The organism is Caulobacter sp. Root655, assembly GCF_001427665.1.
Taxonomy (GTDB): Bacteria; Pseudomonadota; Alphaproteobacteria; order Caulobacterales; family Caulobacteraceae; genus Caulobacter.
The window spans coordinates 418,250-441,149 of the sequence record NZ_LMHC01000001.1; the positions used below are offsets into that span (position 1 = coordinate 418,250).

Annotated in this window: 23 protein-coding genes and 1 pseudogene; 8 read left to right on the forward strand and 16 right to left on the reverse strand. The window is 69.2% G+C overall.

The window, feature by feature from the left end; all coding sequences use genetic code 11:
- Positions 1–7: 7 nt before the first annotated feature.
- From ASD79_RS01910 to ASD79_RS01950, 9 genes are all read right to left on the reverse strand, one after another.
- Complete coding sequence (locus tag ASD79_RS01910; RefSeq protein ID WP_056719363.1) at positions 8–985, reverse strand: type II secretion system F family protein; 978 nt, start codon at positions 983–985, stop codon at positions 8–10.
- A 3-nt stretch (positions 986–988) separates the two neighbouring features.
- Positions 989–2,506 carry a CpaF family protein gene (locus ASD79_RS01915; protein WP_056719364.1) on the reverse strand — a complete coding sequence of 506 codons (1,518 nt, stop codon included), beginning with the start codon at positions 2,504–2,506 and terminating at the stop codon, positions 989–991.
- Between the two features lie 4 nt (positions 2,507–2,510).
- Positions 2,511–4,055 (reverse strand): CpaE family protein, encoded by a 1,545-nt coding sequence (locus tag ASD79_RS01920; RefSeq protein ID WP_056719365.1) that lies wholly within the window; start codon positions 4,053–4,055, stop codon positions 2,511–2,513.
- Positions 4,055–4,774 (reverse strand): CpaD family pilus assembly lipoprotein, encoded by a 720-nt coding sequence (locus tag ASD79_RS01925; RefSeq protein ID WP_056719366.1) that lies wholly within the window; start codon positions 4,772–4,774, stop codon positions 4,055–4,057. Before ASD79_RS01925 ends, ASD79_RS01920 begins: the two co-directional genes overlap by 1 nt.
- Before the next feature lie 10 nt (positions 4,775–4,784).
- Entirely contained in the window at positions 4,785–6,440 is a 1,656-nt protein-coding gene (locus tag ASD79_RS01930) for a type II and III secretion system protein family protein (RefSeq protein WP_056719367.1), read from the reverse strand.
- Positions 6,437–7,324, reverse strand: a complete 888-nt coding sequence (gene cpaB / locus ASD79_RS01935; RefSeq protein ID WP_056719368.1) for a Flp pilus assembly protein CpaB — start codon at positions 7,322–7,324, stop codon at positions 6,437–6,439. Before cpaB ends, ASD79_RS01930 begins: the two co-directional genes overlap by 4 nt.
- Positions 7,325–7,505: 181 nt before the next feature.
- A complete protein-coding gene (locus tag ASD79_RS01940; protein ID WP_056719369.1) occupies positions 7,506–8,018 on the reverse strand; it encodes a prepilin peptidase in 513 nt (170 codons plus the stop codon).
- Positions 8,019–8,147: 129 nt separating this feature from the next.
- Positions 8,148–8,330, reverse strand: coding sequence for a Flp family type IVb pilin (locus ASD79_RS01945; protein WP_056719370.1), 183 nt, complete (start codon positions 8,328–8,330; stop codon positions 8,148–8,150).
- Positions 8,331–8,406: 76 nt separating this feature from the next.
- The gene (locus tag ASD79_RS01950; RefSeq protein ID WP_056719371.1) at positions 8,407–8,595 is read right to left on the reverse strand and encodes a Flp family type IVb pilin; all 189 of its coding nucleotides are present in this window, start codon (positions 8,593–8,595) and stop codon (positions 8,407–8,409) included.
- 312 nt (positions 8,596–8,907) lie between these two features.
- On the opposite strand from ASD79_RS01950, the gene ASD79_RS01955 reads away from it, so the two are divergent.
- The 3 genes from ASD79_RS01955 to ASD79_RS01965 all read left to right on the forward strand — a co-directional run bounded on the left by ASD79_RS01955 (position 8,908) and on the right by ASD79_RS01965 (position 10,545).
- On the forward strand, positions 8,908–9,312 hold the full coding sequence (locus ASD79_RS01955; protein WP_056719856.1) for a pilus assembly protein N-terminal domain-containing protein: 405 nt from the start codon (positions 8,908–8,910) through the stop codon (positions 9,310–9,312).
- A gap of 110 nt (positions 9,313–9,422) precedes the next feature.
- Positions 9,423–10,001: a TadE/TadG family type IV pilus assembly protein gene (locus ASD79_RS01960; RefSeq protein WP_056719372.1), complete on the forward strand. Its 579-nt coding sequence runs from the start codon at positions 9,423–9,425 to the stop codon at positions 9,999–10,001.
- Positions 9,991–10,545 carry a TadE/TadG family type IV pilus assembly protein gene (locus ASD79_RS01965; RefSeq protein ID WP_056719373.1) on the forward strand — a complete coding sequence of 185 codons (555 nt, stop codon included), beginning with the start codon at positions 9,991–9,993 and terminating at the stop codon, positions 10,543–10,545. The genes ASD79_RS01960 and ASD79_RS01965 overlap by 11 nt, the downstream gene beginning before the upstream one ends.
- Positions 10,546–10,732: 187 nt before the next feature.
- Here ASD79_RS01965 and ASD79_RS01970 read toward each other — a convergent pair whose 3' ends face one another.
- The 5 genes from ASD79_RS01970 to ASD79_RS01990 form a co-directional block, all read right to left on the reverse strand.
- Positions 10,733–11,497 carry an aminotransferase class IV gene (locus ASD79_RS01970; protein WP_056719374.1) on the reverse strand — a complete coding sequence of 255 codons (765 nt, stop codon included), beginning with the start codon at positions 11,495–11,497 and terminating at the stop codon, positions 10,733–10,735.
- On the reverse strand, positions 11,494–12,876 hold the full coding sequence (gene pabB, locus ASD79_RS01975; RefSeq protein WP_056719375.1) for an aminodeoxychorismate synthase, component I: 1,383 nt from the start codon (positions 12,874–12,876) through the stop codon (positions 11,494–11,496). Before pabB ends, ASD79_RS01970 begins: the two co-directional genes overlap by 4 nt.
- 52 nt (positions 12,877–12,928) lie before the next feature.
- Positions 12,929–14,383, reverse strand: a complete 1,455-nt coding sequence (locus tag ASD79_RS01980; protein ID WP_056719376.1) for an MFS transporter — start codon at positions 14,381–14,383, stop codon at positions 12,929–12,931.
- Between the two features lie 286 nt (positions 14,384–14,669).
- Positions 14,670–15,443, reverse strand: a complete 774-nt coding sequence (locus ASD79_RS01985) for a tyrosine-protein phosphatase (protein ID WP_056719377.1) — start codon at positions 15,441–15,443, stop codon at positions 14,670–14,672.
- Positions 15,444–15,671: 228 nt separating this feature from the next.
- A complete protein-coding gene (locus ASD79_RS01990; protein ID WP_056719378.1) occupies positions 15,672–17,126 on the reverse strand; it encodes an AMP nucleosidase in 1,455 nt (484 codons plus the stop codon).
- Between the two features lie 285 nt (positions 17,127–17,411).
- Here ASD79_RS01990 and ASD79_RS25455 point away from each other — a divergent pair.
- From ASD79_RS25455 to ASD79_RS02010, 4 genes and pseudogenes are all read left to right on the forward strand, one after another.
- The coding region (locus ASD79_RS25455) for a dicarboxylate/amino acid:cation symporter (RefSeq protein ID WP_056719857.1) at positions 17,412–18,529 on the forward strand (1,118 nt) is incomplete at its 3' end.
- A gap of 1 nt (position 18,530) precedes the next feature.
- Positions 18,531–18,793: pseudogene (locus ASD79_RS02000) on the forward strand (dicarboxylate/amino acid:cation symporter); the annotation flags it as partial.
- A gap of 274 nt (positions 18,794–19,067) precedes the next feature.
- On the forward strand, positions 19,068–19,478 hold the full coding sequence (locus tag ASD79_RS02005; RefSeq protein ID WP_056719380.1) for a DUF6491 family protein: 411 nt from the start codon (positions 19,068–19,070) through the stop codon (positions 19,476–19,478).
- A gap of 159 nt (positions 19,479–19,637) precedes the next feature.
- Entirely contained in the window at positions 19,638–20,036 is a 399-nt protein-coding gene (locus ASD79_RS02010) for a YidB family protein (protein WP_056719381.1), read from the forward strand.
- Here ASD79_RS02010 and ASD79_RS02015 read toward each other — a convergent pair.
- Positions 20,026–20,916 (reverse strand): 2-dehydropantoate 2-reductase, encoded by an 891-nt coding sequence (locus tag ASD79_RS02015; RefSeq protein ID WP_235524323.1) that lies wholly within the window; start codon positions 20,914–20,916, stop codon positions 20,026–20,028. The two genes, ASD79_RS02010 and ASD79_RS02015, sit on opposite strands and share 11 nt — an antisense overlap.
- Positions 20,917–21,002: 86 nt before the next feature.
- Positions 21,003–22,043 (reverse strand): ribonucleotide-diphosphate reductase subunit beta, encoded by a 1,041-nt coding sequence (locus tag ASD79_RS02020; RefSeq protein WP_056719383.1) that lies wholly within the window; start codon positions 22,041–22,043, stop codon positions 21,003–21,005.
- A gap of 138 nt (positions 22,044–22,181) precedes the next feature.
- On the opposite strand from ASD79_RS02020, the gene ASD79_RS02025 reads away from it, so the two are divergent.
- Complete coding sequence (locus tag ASD79_RS02025; RefSeq protein WP_056719384.1) at positions 22,182–22,856, forward strand: glutathione S-transferase family protein; 675 nt, start codon at positions 22,182–22,184, stop codon at positions 22,854–22,856.
- Positions 22,857–22,900: the final 44 nt, after the last annotated feature.

Sequence of the window (22,900 nt, forward strand, 5' to 3'; positions counted from 1 at the left end):
CCTCTCCCTAGAACTTGAAGTTGATCATCTTGCGCATCACGAAGATGCCGGTGCTCATCCAGAAACCGCCCGCCAGCAGCATCAGGTGTCCGCGCGGGTCGGTGAACATCGGGGCCATGTAGGTGGGCGCGGTGATCGTGATCAGCGCCACCACGGCGGGCGGCAGGCTGCCGATGATGACGGCCGAGGCCACTGCTTCGGCCGACAGCGCCTTGATCTTCTCGGCCATCAGCTTGCGGGCCCGCAGCACCACCGAGAGGTTGCCCAGGGCCTCGGCCAGGTTGCCGCCGGTCTTGGCCTGGATCGACAGGACGATGGTGAAGAAGCGCAGCTCGCTGGTCGGCATGCGCTCGTACATCCGCTCCAGAGCCTGCTCCATCGACATGCCCATGCCGACGTTCTCGGTCAGCATCCGGAACTCGCCGGCCAGGGGCTCGGGGCACTCCTTGCCGATGATCTTCAGGCAGTCATGGACCGGCAGGCCCGACTTGATGCCGCGCACGATGATGTCGATGGCGTCGGAGAAGGCCTCGGTGAACTTCTTGGTGCGGGCCTTGGCCAGCATGCCGACCACCCAGCGCGGCAGGCCGACGCCGGCGGCGAACGCGGCGCCCAGCGCGATCAGCGGCATCTGGCGCAGGACCAGCAGCACCAGGCCGACGGCCAGGCCGATCCCGCCGCTGACGATCCAGAACATCCTGGTGTTGTCGCCCAGGCCCGCGGCGCGCAGGCGGGCGGCGATGGTCAGGGACGCCTTCTTCTTCTGCTGATCCTGCTCCTTGAGCGTCTTGAGGATCTGCTTGCGGCGGACGTCGGGGGTGTTGGCGTTGGCCTTGGCGCGGGCCGCCACCGCCTGACGATCGCCGCCGGCGATCAGCTGGGCGCGCTTGACGGTCTTGGTCGAGCCGCCGTCGCCGCCGGCGAACACGAAGCCCAGGCCCGCGATGGTGACGAAACCCAGGACACCGGCGAGGAGGAACAGCATCGCCTACTCCGCCGCGTCGAGGGCTTCGGCCAGCTCGCGCTCGAGGCCGTAATAGCGGGCGCGGTCCCAGAAGCGGGGGCGGCCGATGCCGGTCGAGCGGTGCTTGCCGATCACCTTGCCGTCGGAGTCCTCGCCGCTGATCTCGTAGACGAACAGGTCCTGGGTGACGATCACGTCGCCTTCCAGGCCGATCACCTCGGTGATGTGGGTGATGCGGCGCGAGCCGTCGCGCAGGCGAGCGGCCTGGATGACGACGTCGACCGAACCGACGATCATCTCCTTGATGGTCTTGGAAGGCAGGCCGTAGCCGCCCATGGTGATCATGCTCTCGATCCGGCTGATCGCCTCGCGCGGGCTGTTGGCGTGCAGGGTGCCCATCGAGCCGTCGTGGCCGGTGTTCATGGCCTGCAGCAGGTCGAAGGCCTCCGGGCCGCGGACTTCGCCGACGATGATCCGTTCGGGCCGCATCCGCAGGCAGTTCTTGACCAGGTCGCGCATGGTCACCGCGCCCTGGCCTTCCAGGTTGGGCGGCCGGGTTTCCAGGCGCACCACGTGCGGCTGCTGCAGTTGCAGCTCGGCGGCGTCCTCGCAGGTCACCACCCGTTCGGTCGGGTCGATGAAGGCGGTCATGGTGTTGAGCAGGGTGGTCTTGCCCGAGCCGGTGCCGCCCGAAATGACGACGTTGCAGCGGCAGGCGCCGATGACACCCAGGACCCGCGCCCCTTCCGGGCTGATCGACATGTAGTCGACCAGGTTCTTCATCGTCAGCTTGTCCTTCTTGAACTTCCGGATGGTCAGGGTGGGACCGTCCAGCGCCAAGGGCGGGGCGATGACGTTGACGCGGCTGCCGTCGGGCAGGCGGGCGTCGCAGATGGGCGAGCTTTCGTCGACCCGGCGGCCGACCTGGCTGACGATCCGCTGGCAGATGTTCATCAGCTGCAGATTGTCGCGGAAGCGGACATTGGTCAGCTGCACCTTGCCGCCGACTTCGATGAACACCCGGTGGGCGCCGTTGACCATGATGTCGGCGATGTCGTCGCGGGCCAGCAGGGGCTCCAGCGGGCCGTAGCCGAGGACGTCGTTGATGATGTCCTGGACCAGGTGCTCCTGCTCGGAGACCGACATCGAGACGTTCTTGATCGCCACCAGCTCGGCGACGATGTCGCGGATCTCCTCGGCCGCCGCCTTCAGGTCCAGCTGGGCCAGCTGGCTCAGGTCGATGGTGTTGAGCAGGGCGTTGAAGATCGTGGTCTTGGTGGCGTGGTAGTAGTCGCTCTGCTCGCGGACCACGTGGGTGGTCGGCGGCGCGCCCTGGGCGGCGCGCAGCTGGTCCAGGCCGTTGGTGGCCTTGGGACCGGCCGCCTTGGCTGGAGCCGGCGCGGCGGCCGGCGTCGCGACGCGTTCCTCGATGACGATCGGCTCGACGCGCTGGGGGCGCGTGGCGATGGCCGGCGCGCCGCTGGAAGCCGGCGGCGGCGCGTGGTCTTCCCGAACGGCGGCCTGGTCGCGCTTGCCGAACATGCCCCTACTTCTTCCTGAACAGGCCGGAGAGCACCGAGGCCTTCTGAGGGGGCGGCGGCTCGCGACGGCTGATCAGTCGCGCCAGGTGGTCGATGCCCTCGGCGGCCTTCGACTTGGGCGCGACCTCGGCGACCATCTGGCCGTTGTTGGCGGCCATGCCGAAGGGCTTGGGATCGAAGGGCAACACCAGGGACGGGGTCAGGCCCAGGGCCTCGCCGAAGTCCTTGACCGGAATCTCGGGCCGGCCGGGGACGCCGACCTGGTTGATCACCAGGCGGGGCGGGGCGTCGTTGGGGCGGGCCTGGCGGACCAGGTCGATGATGTTCTTGGCGTTGCGCAAGGAGGCCAGGTCCGGCGTGGCCACCACCACCAGGTCGTCGCTGCCGATCAGCACCCGGCGGGTCCAGGCGCTCCAGCTGTGTGGCAGGTCCAGCACCACGAAGGGCGCGGCGCCGCGGATCTTCTGGGTGACCTCCTCGAAGGCGTCGGCGCTGATCTCGTAGTCCTGGTCCAGGGTGGCCGGCGCGGCGAACAGCGACAGGCGGTCGCCGCAGCGGACCATCATCCGGTCCATCAGCACCGCGTCCAGCCGCTCGGGCTGGCCCAGGGCGTCGATGACGCCCTGCAGCGGGTCCTGGTTGAAGTCGAGGCCGGCGGTGCCGAACGGCAGGTCGAGGTCGACCATCACCGTGGCGGCCTGGATGCGCTCGGCCATCGACCAGGCGAAGTTGTGGGCCAGGGTCGAGGAGCCGACGCCGCCCTTGGCGCCGACGAAGGCGATCTGCCGGCCGACGAACGGCGCGGAGGGGTCGGCATAGAGGTTGGACACCGCGCGGATGATCTGCAGCGGGCCCTGCGGCTGGGTGATGTACTCGCTGACGCCGCGCCGCATCAGTTCGCGGTAGAGGGCGATGTCGTTGGTCTGGCCGATGACCACGACCTTGGTGCCCGGGTCGCAGACCTGGGCCAGGCCGTCGAGCAGGGCCAGCATGCGCGGCGCGGGATCCAGGCTCTCGACCAGCACCAGCGAGGGGGTCGACTGGTTCTGGTAGTAGGCGACGGCGGCTTCCAACCCGCCCGGCTGGACGCTGGTCGAGGCGCGGACCATCCGGCGGTCGGCCGAGGCGGCGTCCACCAGGCCGGCGGTTTCGGGGCGCGCGCAGAAGGCGTGGATGGTGATGCGCGGCACGGCCGCCTCGCCCATGTCCTCGCTCGTGGCGAGGGTCTCGGGCGTCGGGCTGTAGGCGCTGGGGGCCGGGGCGACCGGGGCCGGGGGCGGCGCGACGGGTTCGATCGTCAGGGTCGGCGCGCTCGGCGCGGGGGCGGCGGCCTGGACCTTCGGCGTATAGGGCGGCGCGGGCGGCGGCAGGTCGATGAACGGCGCGGCGCCGCCGTCGCCCGGTCGGGCGGGCGGGAAGTCGGCGAACGGGTCGTCCAGCCGGGTCGCGGGCGCCGGCGCGGCGCGCCACGGATCGGCGCCGGGCGCGGCGAACTCGTCGTCGGCGTCGAAGCCAAGGTCGAAGGGATCGTGGTCAGTGCGGGTGGTCATCAGTTGATCGCCTTCGAGACGACGCCGGTGGCCTGCTCTTCCTTGGCCGAGGCCGTGGTCTCGCCCCTGCGGTACTTGTTGATCACCGTGTCGCGGCGCCCGGCGTCGGCCGGAGTGCTGCCGCGCGGACCCAGCAGGTCCTCGGGATTGGCGATCTGGGCGGCCATGTTGGCGGCGACGGCGCAGCCGTAGTTCTCGTAGGGTTTGTTGTCCTTGGTCGCGGTGACGTTGTCCCATCCGCCGCATTGGGGGATCGAGGCCCGATAGCGCAGGAAGCCGACCTTCAGCGGCGCGTTCGGCGCGCCGCCGGCGTCATAGCCGACGATCCGCACCGCGGTCGCGGGGGCGCCCATGCCGACCAGGCGCGTGCGGGCGGCGAAGGCCATGCGGCCGGGGACGTCCGAATTGGGACCGCCCACGGGCGCGCTGATCAGGATCTCGCGCGCCTCGGCCTCGAGCCAGCGCCTCAGGAAGCCGTCGAGCGCCTGGTCCTGGGCGGGCGACAGGCCCTCGGCGTGCGGCGCCAGCAGCAGCTCGTCCGGATGGGCGTCGACCTTGACGCGGTTGGTCCACTGCTCGGTGTCGGTGCGCGGCGCGGCGGCCGTCTCGGCCTGTTCGCCCGTCGAGGCGCAGGCCGTCAGCAGCGCCAGGGCCAGGCCCGTCGCGGCCAGTTTCGAGAAGGTCGGAGGCGTAAGCCGATGAAGATGGGGTCGCGTCATGTCCGCGTTCTCACTCGATCACATAGCCGACGGGGCCCTGGTAGGCGCGCCCGGCGTTCGCGCCGGTCGGCGCCTTGACCACCTTGTTGAGGCGGCCCAGCAGGGCCGTGCTCATGTCGCTCGCCGTCTGCAGGCCGTCGGCCGGCGTCTGCAGGTCCTGGGGCCGGGTGGGGTCGACGATGTAGGGCGTGATGATCACCACCAGCTCGGTCTCGCCGTTCAGATAGTCGCGCGAGCGGAACAGCGAACCCAGGATCGGCAGGTTGGTCATGCCCGGCAGGGCGTCGATGTTCTGCTTGGTCTGCTGCTGCAGCAGGCCGGCGATCATCAGCGAACCGCCCGACGGCAGTTCGACCGTGGTCTCCGCTCGCCGCACGCTCAGGCCCGGCACCGTCAGCGAGGCCCCGCCGGTGGTGGAGGCCAGGGTGAAGGCCCCCAGGCTGCTCAGCTCGGAAACCTCGGTCGACAGCTTCAGTGAGATGCGGCCGCCCGACAGCACGACCGGCGTATAGCCCAGGCCGACGCCGTAGGGCTTGAATTCGATGCTCACCTTGCCGGTGGAGTCCTGTCCCGACGGCACCGGGAACTCGCCGCCGACCAGGAACTTGCCGGCCTCGCCCGACACCACGGTCAGGTTGGGTTCGGCCAGGGTGCGCACCAGGCCCACGCGCTCGAACGCCTGGATCATGCCCTTGCCGGAGTTCAGGCCGGGGCTGCCGGCGGTGTCCTTGACCGTGGCGGTGTTGCCGTTGATCACCTTGATCGGATTGCCGTTGGCGTCGACGGCGTCGAAGACCGTCGAGTGGACGACCTGGTAGCAGGTGCCGCTGACGCCGGCGGCGCAGGGCACCACCATCTGCGGCTGTTTGGTGGTGTCGCGCAGCCAGCCGCCGATGCCGCCGCCCAGCAGGCCGCCGTTCACCGCGTAGGTGGGGCTGAGGCCGAACTTGTACTGGGTCTCGCCCAGCTGGCCGAGCACGGCGTTGGAGTCGACGCCCAGCTGCTTGATGATGTTGCGCTGCACCTCGATGATGCGCACCTTGAGCATCACCTGGTCCTTGCCGGCGATGGCCAGCATGTTCAGGACGTTCTCGGGCTTGCCCACGAACTGGGCGGCGATCTGCGAGGCCATGTTGGATTCGCCGGCGTTGGCGACCAGGCCGGTCAGGATGACGCTGTCGCGGATCGGCTCGACCCGGATGTTGGCGTTGGGCAGCACGCGGCGCAGGGTGTCTTCCAGCTGGCCGGAATCCTGGTCGACGCGGATGGCCAGGGTCAGGATCTTGCGGCCGGCGGCGTCGAAGAACACCGCGTCGGTCGAACCCTGGCCCACGCCCAGCACATAGATGCGGCGCGGGCTGCGCAGCACGGCGTCGGCCACCTGCGGGTTGGTCACCAGCATGTCACGGACGTCAACGGGCAGTTCGATGATCGCCGACTTGCCCTTCGGCAGGTTCAGGTTCTGGCTGCCGGGGCCGGCGGTGAGGTCGACGCGCAGCACCTGTTCGGCGGGCGGGGCCATCGTCGGCGTCAGGGTCGCGCGCGGCGCGACGCGGGCCGGACGATAGGTGTGGGTGCCGCCGGCCGGTCCGTCGGCCAGGACGGCGGTCGACGAGGTCAGCACCAGGGCGGCGGCGAGCGAGGCGGAAAGGAGCCGGCGGATCATGGGCGGACCGCGATGTTTGAGGTCTGGCCGCCGCGATTGACGCGGACGACGTTGGACGCTTGGGAACGGACGCCCAGGCCGGACGGGCCGCCCAGGTCGGTGTAGGCGCGCAGGATCAGGGTGACCGGGCCGGCGGCCTTGGCGCGGGCCAGGGCCTCGGCCTCGATCGGCCCGACCTCGAGCGTGGCCGTGGCCGCGACGATGGTCTTGGCGTCCTTCTCGGCCGCCGTGCTCTGGTCGAGGGCCAGGACCCGCACGTTCTGCAGGATGGTTTCGGCGACGACCGTCTTGGCGGCGGCCTCGCCTTCGCCGCCGCTCTGGCCCTCGCGGGTCTGGAGGACGTCGACACGGTCGCCCGGCAGGACGAAGCCGCCGACCGCGGTCTCGGAGGTGACCGGCACGGCCATGGCGCGCTTGCCGGGCGACAGGACCACCGACAGGTAGCCGCCTTCGCCGCCGCGGACGATCTTGCGGGAGGTGATGGGTTCGCTGGCCAGGATCGGGTCGCGGACGATCGCGCCCTCGATGGCCTTTTCCGGGGTGACGCCGCCGATCATCCCGTCGGCCACGTCGCCCACCGCCTTGGCGGCCTTGGCGGTGGTCTTGGTCGGGGCGGGCGCGGCGGCGCCGTTGGTGATGAAGGCGGCGTTGATGGCGTCGGACGGCCAGGCCTGCCAGGTCACGTCGGCGGCGGTGAGGCGTTCGCCGATCACCAGGTCGCGCTTGGCGACCAGGACCTGGGTCATGGGCTTGTCGATGGCGGCCGGCGCCTGGACCACCGCCGCCGGCGGCGCCTTGCCGCCCATCGCCTTCTGCATGACCACGGCCAGGCCGATGGCTGAAACAGCGGCGACCAGGACGATCATGACGCGAAGAGGGTTCATGCGGGCGGGCTCTATCGACGGGGAGACAGGTCGGGGCGAGCCGCCTTCAGGCGATCACGCACGAATCGTCGGACGGCCTTTCTGGCCAGGTCGCATGCTCGCGCGGCCATGGTTAACAGCGACTAAAGGTGGCGCTTGGTATCGGCGATTGGGGCCGCGACAGGCTGACGCGGGTCGGGTTTCAGGCGCCGATGGCCACGGCCAGGGCGCCTTGCGGAAAGGTCGCCAGGGCGCCGACCGCGATGGCCACGCCGTAGGGGATGTCGCCGCCTTCGGCGCCCAGCTTGCGCACCCAGGCCGGGCCGCCGGCCACGATGGGCGCGAACCAGCCCGAACGCAGGCTGAGAAGGCCCAGGGTCAGGGCGCCGCCGGCCAGTCCGGTCGCCAGCATGAAGGAGAAGGCCGCCGGCCAGCCCAGCCACAGGGCCGCCGCCGCGAACAGCTTGGCGTCGCCGCCGCCGATCCAGTTGGCGGCGAACATGCCCATGCCGATCAGCAGCGCGCCGACCCCGATGGCCAGGCACAGGCCGATGGCGGCCAGCGAGGCGCCGCTGAGCAGCGCCGCCGGGACGAAGGCGACGATCAGGGCCAGGGAGATCCAGTTGGGGATCGTGAAGCTGGTGACGTCCTTCAGCGCGGCGACGACCACCAGCGCGGGGAAGACGAGCAGCAGGGCGAACTGAATGATCTGCATGACGGCCTTGCCTGTTCAATCGGCGCCAGTCTGGGCCGATCGCATGAAGCAATGGTTTCCCGCGCGGCGAAAATCTCGCCCCGAAGATTGAAATGAAAGGCTCCGGCGACCGGGCTGGAGCGCGTTCCGCTAGGGGGCGGGGGGCTTGTCCGTGAAGAGGTCGGCCCCGCTCTGGAACGCGTCCTTCACGTGGCCGCCGACCACGCCGACGACGCCGGCGATCACGGCGGCGATCATCGTGGCGATCAGGCCGTACTCGATGGCCGTGGCGCCGGATTCGTCGTTCAGGAAGCGGATTGCGAACTTCGACATGGCTGAGGTTCCTCATCAGGGAAAAAAAAGGCCCCGGCATTGCTGCCGAGGCCCTCTTTTTTCGAGCGTAGGCGGCTTACGGAGCCGCGGGAGCCGTCGCGCCGGTAACCGCGTCGTCGGCCTTCTGGAAGGCGTCCTTCAGCGAACCGCCCAGCGTGCTGACGACGGTGGCGATCACGACGGCGATCAGGGCGACGATCAGGCCGTACTCGATGGCCGTGGCGCCGGATTCATTGTTCAGGAAGCGGGTGACGAACTTCGACATGGTAGATCTCCTAGTCGGCAATTGGCTTTGGGCTCTCAAGCCGTGTCGACTTGCTCACCCCCGAAAACACGATCAATTTCGCCCACCTCGCTTAATGGCCAGTAAATGTCGGATGGTTTCGCGCGTTTTTTTGTTGGTTTACATAAATTTACTATTATCAACTCTTAACTGTACCACGTCACGGGGTCGAAAAACCCCTTGTGGTGCAACGGTTTCTGAATTGTCGGGAAGACTACAGAAGCTATGCTCTTAGGTCTTTATTGACCATTCCGAGTCATTCTGAGCCCGGCATCGAGCCTGGAAAGAATGATCATGCGCCGCCTGACCCTCGCCTTCTGCGCCTGCCTGAGCCTCGGCGTCACCGCCGCCGCCGCCCAGATTCCGGCCGCGTCGCTGTCCGTCGGCGCCGGCCAGGCCACGCGCATCTCGCTCTCGGCGCCCGTGCGCGACATCGTGGTCGGCGACCCGACCGTGGCCGATGTCAGCCTCGTCAACGACCGCACCCTGATCGTCATGGGCAAGAAGGCCGGCGCGACCACGCTGCTGGCCTTCGACGCCGGCGGCCGGCCGCTGGCCGACCGCCAGATCGTCGTCTCCGACATCCCCGACCAGGCGGTGGTCGTGCAGCGCGGCGTGACCACCTCGGCCTATGCCTGCGGCGACCGCTGCTCCCAGTTGGGCGGCGCGACGCCCGCCGGCGCCGACCCCATTAAATAGGTCTCGCGCCCACCCCCGAATGTTCAGGGGTCTAAACCTGTAATTAGGAACGCGGCCGCTAGACTGCGTGGCCTCCTCCTCCATGAGGCGCTGACGCGGACCCCTCCGGCATGGCCGATCAATCCCGACCGAACCGTTCGCCGGCCAGATCCGGCCTGATGCGCCGGTTCGCGCGCGCCCAGGAGGGCGCGACGGCGGTCGAGTTCGCCTTCGTCGCCATTCCGTTCTTCGGGCTGATCTTCGCGATCCTCGAGCTCGGCCTGGTGTTCCTGGTGTCGATCACGCTGGAGAACGCGTTGATAAACATCGACCGCCAGATCCGCACCGGCGAGTTCAAGAACAGCGCCGGCGCCAAGGAGGCGTTCAAGGCCGCCGTGTGCGCCCAGATGCCCGTGCCGAAAACCTCCTGCGACGCGGCGATCACCCTCGACGTGCGCGTCCTGCCCGCGTTCACCGGCTCCAATGACCTGAAGCGCCCCCCCGCCGGCGGCGCCTGCTGGAATCCGGGCGGCGCCAACTCGATCGTCCTGGTGCGCGGCTATTACAAATGGCCAGTGATCACGCCCCTGCTGCAGGGCGCGGTCGCCAGCGCCGACGGCCATCGGGAGATCACGTTCGCCGCCGTGTTCCGCAACGAACCCTACGACACCGAGCCCGTTCCCGAGGTCAAGTGCGCCGATGACACCTGATTTTCGTCCACGCCGCGCCCTGGCGACCCTGTGGCGTGATCGTCGCGGCGTCTCGGCGGTGGAGTTCGCCCTGATCGCGCCCGTGCTGCTGCTGTTCTATTGCGGCATGGCGGAACTGACCGAGGCGATGATCGCCCAGCGCCGTCTCAGCCACCTGGCCTCGTCGATCGGCGACGTGGTGGCGCGTTCCACCCAGTTGTCCGACGACCAGAGCGCCGACGTCTTCAAGGTGGGCGCGGTGCTGATGGCGCCGTTTCCCACCACGGACCTGCACATGTGCATCGTCAGCGTCGTCTCCGACGCCACGGGCAGGGACACCGTCGAATGGTCGGACAGCTCCAATGCGCCGGCCGACTGCCCGGCCGCCGGCGCTGTGCTGGATATCCCCGTCAGCGTGCTTCCGGCCAGCCACAGCGTGATCATGAGCAAGGCCAGCTACGACTACGAGTCGCCGATCAAGCTGGTGGCCCCCAAGGCCATCGCGTTCAAGCGCACCTTCTATCTGCGGCCGCGACTGTCGGACAAGGTGCTGCGGGTTCGCTGACGGCCCGGCGCGCCGGTTTCTAGAGCGCGTTTGCCTCAGGTGGAAGCGTCCCGCTCCCACTTCCGTCTTCCCGGCGAAGGCCGGGATCCAGATTCAGCCTGAGCGGCTCGTGGGTTTCACCTGGGCCCCGGCCTTCGCCGGGGAAACGGAGGAAAAGGGACGCGATTCAATGTGAGGCAAACGCCCTCTACAACCCGGCCCGCAGGCGCTCGACCAGGTCATGCGGCGCGAAGGCGCGGCCTTCGAAACGGGCGACGGGCCGCACACCGATCAGGCTGTTGGTCAGGAACGCCGCCTGAGCCCCTTCCAGGGCTTGCGCGTCCGCCGCGACCACCCCGGTTTCGACGCCCAGGGCGGCGGCCTTGGCCAGCACCCGCGCCCGGACGATCCCGTTCAGCACGCCGCAACTGAGGGCGGGGGTGAACAGTTTGTCGCCGGCGATCCAGAACAGGTTGGCCGCCGAGGCGCAGGCCAGTTCGCCCCGGTTGTTGAGCATCACCGCCTCGTCGGCGCCGGCCGCCAGCGCCTCTGCCCGGGCCAGCACGTTGTCCAGATAAGACAGGGTCTTGAGCCGCGCGGCGGGCGAGCCCTCGTTGCGGCGGGTCTTGGCCAGCACCAGGTCGGCCGGCGTGGAGATCGGCGCGGCAGGCGCGGCGCGGGCCATCATCCGGACCGCCGGGGCGGCGGGACGCTCCAGCCCCCGGCCGCCGGAGCCGGCCGTCAGGGTCAGCCGCACCGCCGCGCGGCCGGACTCCAGTCCCACCTCGCCCGGCGCGGCCCGGCACAGGCGCGCGGCCTCGTCCAGGTCGGGGGTCGGCAGGCCCAGGGTCTTGCAGCCGGCCGCCAGCCGGGCCAGGTGCGCGTCCAGGCACTCGATCTGGCCGTCGACCCACAGCAGGGTCTCGAACAGTCCGTCGCCCAGCAGCAAGCCACGGTCGTCCAGAGGAATCATCGATGGAACTCCTCGAGCAGGGCGCGGCGCAGGGCGGCGAACTTGGCCTCGGTCTCCAGGCGCTCGGCGTGGGGATCGCTGTCGGCGACGATGCCGGCTCCGGCCCGGGCTTCCAGCCGCCAGCTCGCCCCGTCTTGGAGTGAGGAGTCCTGTTCCAGGCCGACCGTGCGGATCAGCACGCTGGACTCGAACGCCCCGTCGACCCCGGCCCAGAACAGCGAGCCGCAATAGGGCCCGCGCGCGGTTTCCAGCTCGGCGATGACCTTCATGGCCTGGACCTTGGGCGCGCCGGTGATCGAGCCGGGCGGGAAGGCGGCGCGCAGCAGGTCGGCGGCGGTCAGGCCCGGCGCCAGCTTGGCCGTCACCGTCGAGACCAGGTGGTGGACGTTGGCGAAGGTCTCGACCTTGAACAGTTCGGGCGCGGCGACACTGCCGGGCGGGCTGACCCGGGCCAGGTCGTTGCGCATCAGGTCGACGATCATCAGGTTCTCGGCCCGGTCCTTGGCGCTGGCCGACAGCTCGGCGATCATCACCGCGTCCTCGGCCCGGTCGGCGCCGCGCGGCCGCGTGCCCTTGATCGGCCGGGTCTCGATCAGGAGGTCGCTGTTCCCGTCCTTGGCGGTCACCTTCAGGAACCGCTCGGGCGAGTTGGAGACCAGGGCCCGGCCCGGCAGTCGCAGATAGGCCGAGAACGGGGCCGGGCTGTCGGCGCGCAGGCGGGCGAACAGGTCGAACGGGTGAGCCCCCGCCGCCAGCCGCCCCGTCCAGGCGCGGGCGATGTTGGCCTGGAAGATCTCGCCGCCGACGATGCGCTCGACCACCTGGGCCACGGCCGCCTCGTAGGCGTCGCCGTCGCTGGCCTCGAGCGCGTCGCACAGCGGGCCTTCACGACCTTCTTCCAGGGGAGCGTCCTGGCCCGGCGCGTCCAGCCAGGTCAGCGCCGCCTCGGCCCGGGCCTGGGCGAAGCTGCGCGAGCCGCCGCGCCCGATCGCCAGCACCCGGCGCTGCAGGTGGTCGAAGGCCAGCAGGGCCGGATAGCGGGCGCAGGCCAGGTCCGGCCAGCCGGTGCGGGCCAGGCCGAGATGTTCCACCCGGTCGCCCAACTCGTAGCTGGCCAGGCCGACGACGCCGCCCTGGAACGGCGGGCCGTCCGGATCGACCGTCCGGGTCCCGCCGATCAGCCCGGCCAGGGCCTCGAACGGGTCGCGCGGGTCGTCGTCGGCCAGCACCAGCGTCGCGTCGGGGTCGCGCAGCAGGTAGGACCACCGCCCGGCCTGGCCGCCGGAGACCAGGGCGCAGGCGAAGGGCTCGTCCCGCCACGGGGCCGCGGCCCAGACCGGGTCGCGCCAGGGGGCGCTGATGAGGACGACGTGGCGCATCGGCGGGTGATACCGCCGCCCGTCCTCCAACGCCACGACTTCAAGCGACGCCTTACGTCTCGCGCTCACCGCCCTTGACCAGGAACAGCCCCAGGAAACCCAGCAGCAGCAGGCCGGCGATCGGCAGGAAGCCGCCGATCTGGCTCTTGAAGATCGCCGTGGCCAGGGCGACCAGCAGCGAGCCCAGCCAGACCGTGGCGGTGCCCGACAGGGCGTAGAGCCCGAAGAACGCCGCCGTTTTCTCGGGCGGGGCCAGGCGGATCAGCAGGGTGCGGCTGGAGGCGTACTGGGCGGTGACGAACACCGCGATCAGCAGGCCCAGGCCCAGATAGATCAGCTCCGGCGCGGTGCGGAACAGCGGGCCGTTCCAGATCGGCGCGTGAGCGGCCGGGTCGTAACTCCAGAAATACAGGATCTTGTCGCGTCCCATGCCCAGGGTGGCGATCAGCACCAGCAGCGAGCCGGCGATCTCCAGTTGCACGGCCTTGCGGGGCCCCAGCGTGCGGTCGAACCACGGGGCGATCAGGCCGCCGAACACCCCGAAGATGCTCAGCGAAATGCCGTAGGCCAGCATCTCCAGCGCGCCCCAGCCCATCAGCCCCGCCGCCAGCAGCCCGCCGAACACCAGCAACGCCGTCATGCCGTCATTGTAGAGCATGCGCGCGGCCAGGTAGGTGGCGACGTCCCGGTGGCCGCGCAGGTTGGCGAAGATGTCGCGCAGCATGGCGATCCCGGCCCGCATGCTGGCCATCCAGCTGCGGCCGGTGCGGGCCGCGTCGGGGGTCCACAGGAAGAACGGGATGGCGCCCACCAGCATGACCGCCGCCGCCAGGGGGCCGGAAATGCGGCTGGGCTCGTTCTTGCTGGCGTCCAGCCCGAACAGCGGCGCGTGCGGCACGCCCGGCCAGTCCACCTGGCCCGGCAGCACCATGCCCCACAGCATGAACACCAGCAGGGCCACCGACAGGCCGTTGGCCAGGGCGTAACCCAGGCCGGAAATCAGGGCGGCGCGGCCGGGCACGGCGCCGGCTGCCCGACCCAGCAGCGAATTGCTCAGCACGTCGCCCCAGTTATAGACCAGGCCCAGCACGATCAGCAGGGCGCTGACCGCCACCAGCGGCAGGCCGTCGGCCGGCATCGCCCACCACAGGCCCAGCAGCGCCGGGACCATCACGCCCAGCACGATGCCCAGCATCGGCTTGCGCGGACCGTACTGCTCGATCATCGCCCCCAGCAGCGGCGCGGTCAGGGCGGTCAGCAGGCCGTAGGTGGTGGAGATGTTGGCGATCAGGGCCTGGCCCTTGACGGGATCGCCGACCAGCACCCGCGAGAAGTAGGGCGAGAAGATGTAGATGGTGATCAGGATCACATAGGGGTCGCGCGCCCCCTGCTGGAGGATCCAGGCCAGCGCGCCGCGGGGCAGGCTGGACTTCAGCGGCGCGATCGGTTCGCCCTCCGCCCCTCGTTCGCCTTGGGGGACCGCCGCGGCGGCCGAGAACTCACTCATACGTTTCACACCCTGGTCGAAGGGGCCGCCGTCTGACGCGGTGACTTGAGGTCAGCGTGGCGTTGAAACGGGCGTTTGTCACGGGGCAAAGCAATGGTGGCGCTTATCCTACCACTCCCTTTTCAACCGTCATTCCGGGCCTTGTGCCCGGAACCCCTGGTTCAGCCGACGGTGAAGCGCCTTGGCGCGCCACACCTCCGCCCTCGCGGCGGAGAGAGATCCCGGGCACAAGGCCCGGGATGACGGTTGAATATGGAAATGAACGGAAGAAGGACCTAGCGCAGGATCAAGCCAGGATATGCGCCCGCACCGCCTCGCGCCCCGCCGCGTCCAGACCCACCGCCCGCTCCAGATAGCCGTCGACCGAACCGTACTGGCCCTTCATCTCCGCGATCGCCGTGGCCAGGTAATCGGCCTCGACGCCCATCGCCGTGCGCATCGCCGCGTCCGACGGGCGGCGGCCGGTGGCGGTCTCGATGATGGCCGCGAACTTCGGGCCCCGACGGGCGAAGCGCTCTTCGTTGTTGGTCAGCAGGTAGTCGTCGATGACGTCGTCGTCGGAGACCCCGGCCACGTGATGGGTCAGGGCGGCCAGCAGGCCGGTGCGGTCCTTGCCCGCCGCGCAGTGGATCAGCACCGGGCCGCGCGCTTGCGCCACCGCCTGGAAGTAGCGGCGGAACAGGTCCAGGTGGCGGTCCTTGAACGGAGCCCGGCGGTAGTACTCGACCAGGTAGTCGTGGATCGAGGCGACCGAGAGGTCCGAGCCGCGCAGGAAGGTGTGCCAGGGATCCTCGCCGGTCACGCCCATGTCGTTGTCGATGACCTGCGCGGCGAAGCCTTCCCAGCGGCGCGACGGGTCGCGCTCGCGCTCGTTGGGCCGGCGCAGGTCGACGATGGTGACGATGCCCAGCGCGGCCATCGCCGCCAGGTCCTGGTCCGTGGCCTCGGCCTGGTGGGCGGCGCGGAACAGCACGCCCTTCTTCAGTCGGCCTTGGCCGGCGGCGTAGTCGCCGAAATCGCGGAAGTTCTCGACGCCTTGCAGCGGGATGTGACGGGTCATGGCGGCTTGTTAGCGCCGTGCCGTGACGAAAGCGAGACGCTGGCGACGGAGATCGTGGGTTTCTGGAGGCTCAATAGAAGCCCTCCCCCTGTGGGGGAGGCGATCGCGCAGCGATCGGTGGGGGGAGGAATAGGCCGGTAGTCGAACCAACCTCCGCCCGCCCAAACTCCCCCCTCCGTCGGCTGCGCCGACACCTCCCCCAGAGGGGGAGGATCTAATCTCAGCCCATCACCTAAACGGCGGCTCGTCGAACGCCCGCAGCTTGCGCGAGTGCAGGTTGGCGCCTTCCTCCAGCAGCAGCTTGCAGGTCAGGATCCCGATCTGCAGGTGCTGGCTGATCGCCCGCTCGTAGAAGGCGTTGGCCTGGCCGGGCAGCTTGATCTCGCCGTGCAGCGGCTTGTCCGACACGCACAGCAGCGTCCCGTAGGGCACCCGGAAGCGATAGCCCTGGGCGGCGATGGTCGCCGACTCCATGTCGATGGCCACGGCCCGGCTCTGGTTGAAGCGCAGGGCCGAGAGGCTGTGGCGCAGTTCCCAGTTGCGGTCGTCGGTGGTGACCACCGTGCCGGTGCGCAGGCGCTTCTTCAGCTGCGGGCCGCTGTCGCCGCTGATCGCCTTGGCGGCGTCGTAGAGGGCGCGCTGCACCTCGGCGATCGACGGCACCGGGATCTCGGGCGGCAGCACGGCGTCCAGCACGTGGTCGTCGCGCAGATAGGCGTGGGCCAGCACGTAGTCGCCGATGGTCTGGGTGTCGCGCAGGCCGCCGCAGTGGCCGATCATCAGCCAGGCCTGGGGCCGCAGCACGGCCAGGTGGTCGCAGATGGTCTTGGCGTTGGACGGGCCGACGCCGATATTGACCAGGGTGATCCCCGTGCCGCCGGGGGTCATCAGGTGGTAGGCCGGCATCTGGTGCTTGCGCCAGGTCGATTCCGCCACCGCCAGTTCGGGATTGGCGGTGGCGGCGGTGATCATCAGCCCGCCCGAGCATGACAGGCCCTCGTAGGGGCTGCCTTCCTGGCCCAGCTGCTCGATGCCCCAGCGTACGAACTCGTCGACATAGCGGTGGTAGTTGGTGAACAGGATGAACTGCTGGACGTGCTCGGCCGGGGCGCCGGTGTAGTGCTTCAGCCGGGCCAGCGAGAAGTCGGTGCGCAGGCCGTCGAACAGGGCCAGCGGCCGGGTCTCGTCCATCGCCGGGTTCCAGACGCCGTCGGCGATCTCGTCGCCGATGAAGGCCAGGTCGGTGGTCGGGAAGAAGCGGGCGATGTCCTCGCTGCGCACGTCGGCCTGGTTCAGATCGATGGTGGCGTCCAGCACGTAGGGGTAGGGGATCTCCTGCTCGGAGCGGTCGATCTCGATCTCGACGTCGAAATCCTGCAGCAGCAGGGTCAGCTGCTCGACCAGATAGTCCCGAAACTGGGCCGGCTTGGTGACCGTGGTGGCGTAGACGCCGGGCCGGCTGACCCGGGCGTAGGCGCGCGCCAGCTTGGGCGGCAGGGCCTCGGGGTCGTAGATCAGGCGAAGTTCGGGATAGGCGAACGTCCCGTCGAACCGCGATTGCGGGTCGGGGCGGGTTCCGGTTTCGAGATAGGCGCGAAGCGCGGTCCGCAGGGCGTCGACGGCGCGTTCGTATTCCTGGTTCAGCCGTTCGACGACGGCGATTGCTTTTTCTTGGTTTGACATGGCGTCCTATATCAACGTTCCGGGGCGTTTTCCAGGCCAAGCGTCCAGACGACGCGCGCGGGCATGGACGAAGGCGTTTTCGTCGGCCACAAGGGTCGCAATCACCTGAGCGACGGGCGGGCGCGAAAACGCATGCCCCGTCGCCACGACTGGACGTTCGAGCGTGCGCGCTCGGCGGGGGAGCCTATGAACAAACGTTTCGCCTATCTGATCATCGCGTCCATGGTCCTGGGGATCCTGGTCGGCTGGGGTTGCAACCAGTTCCTGGACGCCGAGCACGCCAANATGAACAAACGTTTCGCCTATCTGATCATCGCGTCCATGGTCCTGGGGATCCTGGTCGGCTGGGGTTGCAACCAGTTCCTGGACGCCGAGCACGCCAAGGGSGCGGCCAAGTGGTTCTCGATGGGGACCGACGTGTTCCTGCGGCTGATCAAGATGATCATCGCGCCGCTGGTGCTGACCACGCTGATCGCCGGCATCGCCCACATGGAGGACGCCGCSGCGGTGGGGCGGATCGGGGCCAAGACCATGGGCTGGTTCATCAGCGCCTCGGCGGTGTCGCTGCTGCTGGGCCTGCTGATGGTCCACCTGCTGCATCCGGGCGCGGGGCTGAACCTGGCCGARGTCACCGCCTCGGGCGCGGCCCCGGCGGCGGCCACCACCGACGCCTTCACCCTGCAGGGCTTCCTGACCCACCTGGTGCCGGTGTCGATCTTCGAGGCCATGGCCAAGAACGAGATCCTGCAGATCGTGGTCTTCAGCCTGTTCGTCGGCACCGCCGTGGCCTCGCTGGACAAGAAGGCCCCGCAGGTGCTGGAGCTGGTCGAGCAGGGGGCCCAGATCATGCTCAAGGTCACCGGCTTCGTGATGAAGCTGGCCCCGGTGGCGATCTTCTGCGCCCTGGCCTCGACCATCGCCACCCAGGGCCTGTCGATGCTGGCCGTCTACGGCAAGTTCGTGCTGGGCTTCTACGCCACCATGGGCACGCTGTGGCTGCTGCTGTTCGTGGCCGGRTGGCTGGTGCTGGGCAAGCGGGTGATCCCGCTGTTCGGGGCGATCCGCGAGCCGGCCCTGCTGGCCTTCTCCACCGCCAGCTCCGAGGCCGCCTATCCGCGCATCCTCGACGTGCTGCCCAGGCTGGGCGTGCGCCGCCGCATCGTCTCGTTCGTGCTGCCGCTGGGCTATTCGTTCAACCTCGACGGCTCGATGCTCTACTGCACCTTCGCCACCATGTTCATYCTCCAGGCCCATGGSGTGCATCTGTCGATCCAGCAGCAGATCTTCATGCTGCTGCTGCTGATGGTCACCTCCAAGGGCATCGCCGGGGTGCCGCGCGCCTCGCTCGTCGTCATCATGGCCACCCTGACCTATTTCGGCCTGCCCGAGACCTGGATCGCCCTNTGCTGCTGATGGTCACCTCCAAGGGCATCGCCGGGGTGCCGCGCGCCTCGCTCGTCGTCATCATGGCCACCCTGACCTATTTCGGCCTGCCCGAGACCTGGATCGCCCTGGTGCTGGGCGTCGACCACCTGCTCGACATGGGCCGCTCGGCCACCAACGTCGTCGGTAACTCCGTCGCCGCCGCCGTCGTCGCCAAGTGGGAGGGGGAACTGGACGAGCCGGAGGGGGATGAGGCCGAAGAAGCGGTGGCTGTGACGGTCTAGGCGCTGTTGACAGTAGGCATCTTCGGCGAGGGCCGTGCGTCCTTCGAGGCTTCGCTTCGCTACGCACCTCAGGATGAGGAGCGTCGCAACTGAATTCCTCATCCTGAGGCGCCCTCCAGAGGAGGGCCTCGAAGGACGCACGGCGCTTCCCAGCCTGGACCGTTCAACCGCCCACGGACCCTAGGCCACGCCCCGGTCTCGGCGACACCATCGGTTGACTTCGGGGGGGAGAGGGCCAATCTCTTTCCCGAGGGATTTTGCTAGGAAGACCGCCATGAACGCCAAATCCATGATCCGGGCCAGCCTGCTGACGACGGTCCTCCTGGCCGCCGCCGCGCCCGCCTTCGCCGACGCCGCCGCCAAGGACGCCGCCCCGCGCCCGGCGCGCGCCTGCTTCTCGCTGTCGGACTGGTCGGGCTGGAGCGCCCCGGACAGGAACACCCTGCTGATGCGGGTGCGCAACCGCGACGTCTATCGCGTCGACCTCTCGCACGGAACCAGCCAGCTGACCTCGCCCGGCGTGCACATCGTCTCGGTGGTGCGCGGCACGGACACGGTCTGCAGGCCGATCGACCTGGACCTGCGGGTCTCCGACGGCCACTTCGCCATGCCGATCATGGCCAAGAGCATCACCCGCCTGTCGGCCGAAGAGATCGCCGCCCTGCCCAAGCGTGATCGGCCCTAGAGCATTTTCGAGCGAAGTGGACGCCGGTTCGCGTGAAGAAAATGCGCGAAACAAGGCGCATTTTCGAGCGCTCTACAGCCCTCATCGCACTGACATAGACCGCCGCTAGTCTTGGATCCCAGGCGCCCGCCACGGACGCCGCCAACTCGGAGAGCGTTCATGAGCTTGCTGGACAATCTGATGGGCGCCCTCGGCGGCCATGAAGGCGGCGCCGACCTGTCGGGGTTGATCGAGACCATCGGCGGCCAAGGCGCGGCCGGCGGGGTCGGCGGCCTGGTCGAGGCCTTCCAGAAGGGCGGCCTGGGCGCGGTGGCCCAGTCCTGGGTCTCCAGCGGCGCCAACCTGCCGATCTCGGCCGAACAGATCCAGGCCGTGCTCGGCTCGGGCGCGGTTGGCCAGTTCGCCGAGAAGCTGGGCGTCGACCCGCAGGTCGGCGCGGCCAAGCTGGCCGAACTGCTGCCGAGCCTGGTCGACAAGCTGACGCCGGGCGGTCAGCTGCCGACCGAAGGCCTGGGCGGCGCGGTCGGCGACCTGCTGGGCGGCTTCCTCAAGACGTAGCCGCCGCCTCCAGCAGGGCCACCACCATCGTATTGACCGGCGTGGCGATCCCGTGCCGGGCGCCCAGCCGCGCGATCACCCCGTTTCGGGCGTCCAGCTCCATCGGCCGACTGGCGGCCCGGTCGGCGTGCAGGGAATTGACCCCGTCGGCCGGACCGGCGCGATAGCCGGCCACCACCGTCTCGGGAAGGTCGTCCGGCAGGTCCGCGCCCTGCGCCCGGCCCACGGCCACGCATTCGCCGACCAGGGCCCGCATGATGTCGGCGATCGGCTCGCGCCGAGCGACGCCCGCCGGCTTCAGGGTCAGGGCGTTGACCGCCCCGGCGCAGTTGAGCGCCAGCTTCTTCCAGGCCGCGGTCCTGAAGTCGGCCGTGGTCGACACCGCGATCGGCGTGTGGGCGAAGAGGGCGACGAAGGCCTGGCCGGCCGCGCCCTCCGGAACCAGGATCGTCCCGTCCCGCCGCTGACGGACCCGGCCCGGCGCCGTGCGCTCGGCCGGGATATCGACCACCGCCGGGGTGATCCGCGCCGCGTCGACATAAGGCGTGAAGCGCTCGACGTGCTCGACGCCGTTCTGCAGCACCGCCACCCGGCTGGCCGGCCCGACCAGGGCGGCCAGCCAGGCGCCGGTCGCGGCGGCGTCATAGGTCTTGGTGGTGATCAGCGCCCAGTCGACGGGGCCCCGCTGATCAAGCAAGGCCTCGCCCGGCGAGGTCAGCACGCGCGGGCTGGCGACCAGCAGGCCTCCGGGCGTCTCGACCTCCAGCCGGTCGAAGGCCGTACGCGCGCAGACCTCGACGTCCAGCGCCGGGTTCTGGGCCAGCCACGCGGCCACCGCGCCGCCCACCGCGCCCGGTCCGATCACCGCAACCCGCATCAACATTCTCCAGACAAGAGGGGGCTCCAGACAAAGAGACGCCGCCCTCTCGCGAGGGCGGCGGCATGATATCCCCGACTTCCCTGCTCTTATTCAGCCGGCAGGGTGTTTTCCGAGCGCTTGGTCAGCATGTTGTCGAAACTCGACCACACGCCTTCGGCGCCGTGCCATTGGCCCTTGGTGGCGGCCTTGGAATATTCCGTGGCCCGGGCCTCGAAGAAGTTGGCGTGCTCCACGCCCGACAGCAGCGACTGCAGCCAGGGCAGCGGGTTTTCCTTGATGCCGTAGACTTCCGGCAGGTGCAGCTGGCGCAGGCGCCAGTCGGCGATGAACCGGATGTATTTCTTGATGTCGTCCGGGGTCATGCCCTGGATCTCGCCGGCCTCGAAGGCCAGGTCGATGAAGGCGTCTTCCATGGTGACCACGGTCTTGCAGCAGTCGACGATGTCGGCGGCCACGGCCTTGGTCACGCACTTCGTCTCGGCGTTGAACGCGTGGTAGAGCTTGATGATGCCTTCGCAGTGCAGGCTCTCGTCGCGGATCGACCACGAAACGATCTGGCCCATGCCCTTCATCTTGTTGAAGCGCGGGAAGTTCATCAGCATCGCGAACGACGCGAACAGCTGCAGGCCCTCGGTGAAGCCGCCGAACATGGCCAGCGTCCGCGCGATGTCGGCATTGGTCTCGACGCCGAACTTCTGCATGAAGTCGTGCTTGTCGCGCATGGCCTGGTATTCCATGAACGCGCCGAATTCGCTCTCCGGCATGCCGATGGTTTCCAGCAGCAGCGCGTAGGCCGCGATATGGATGGTCTCCATATTGGCGAACGACGACAGCATCATCTTCACTTCGGTGGGTTTGAACACCCGGCCGTAGCGTTCCATGTAGTTGTCGGCGACCTCGATGTCCGACTGGGTGAAGAAGCGGAAGATCTGCGTCAGCAGGTTCCGTTCCTTGTCGTTCAGCTTGACGGCCCAGTCCTTGAGGTCCTCGCCCAGCGGCACCTCTTCGGGCATCCAGTGGACCTGCTGCTGCTTCTTCCAGAACTCGTGGGCCCACGGATAGCGGAAGGGCTTATAGGCGCCGGAGGGGGTCAGGAGGCCGGGCGTGGTGATCAGCTTGGCGGACATCGAGAGCGGGCTCCAGGGCAGGCGGACACGAATCGGACGGACGGTTACAGTTCCTTGGTAGCGCAGCACCAACAGGCGCATCTAGTGGTCAGTTGGTCGCGGCACACAACATGTTGTGGGTAGATTGGCTAACCAAAGATGAACCCAGTTTACACCATCTATGGCGCGCTTGGCTCGGGCTCCGTGCCGGTCGAGGCGACATTGACCCTGCTGGGGCAGCCCCATGCCGTCGTCGAGGCGCCGACCTGGGAGGGCGAGGCCCAGCAGGCCAAGGTGGCGGGCGTCAACCCGCTCAGGCAGATCCCCGCCCTGGTGACGCCGGCCGGCGAGACGATCACCGAAAGCGCCGCCATCCTGATCTGGCTGGCCGACACCCATCCCGAGGCCAGGCTGGCCCCTTCGCTCGATTCGCCCCTGCGCGCCCAGTTCCTGCGCTGGATGGTGTTCGTGCCGGCCTCGATCTATTCGCTGTTCTGGGTGCGCGACGACCCCTCGCGGCTGGCCGGGCCGGACCCCGAGGTCCAGGCCCGGGTCAAGGCCGCCACCGCCGAACGCATCGCCGACTGCTGGGCGATGATGGAAAGCCAGATCACGCCCGGGCGCTACCTGTTGGGCGACGAGATGACGGTGCTCGACCTCTATGTCGCCGTGGTCAGCCGCTGGGGGCCGCGCCGTCGGCGGTTCCATGACGTGGCGCCGAGGATGGGCGAGGTGGTGCGCCGGGTGGACGCCGACCCGAGGCTGGCCGCGTTCTGGGCCGAACGCTTTCCGTTCGTCGAGGGGTGGGAAGAAAACGGGGCCGGCGGAGCCTGAGCGTGTCACAAAGTAGCGATTGCAACCCTGGGGGCTCCTGGTAA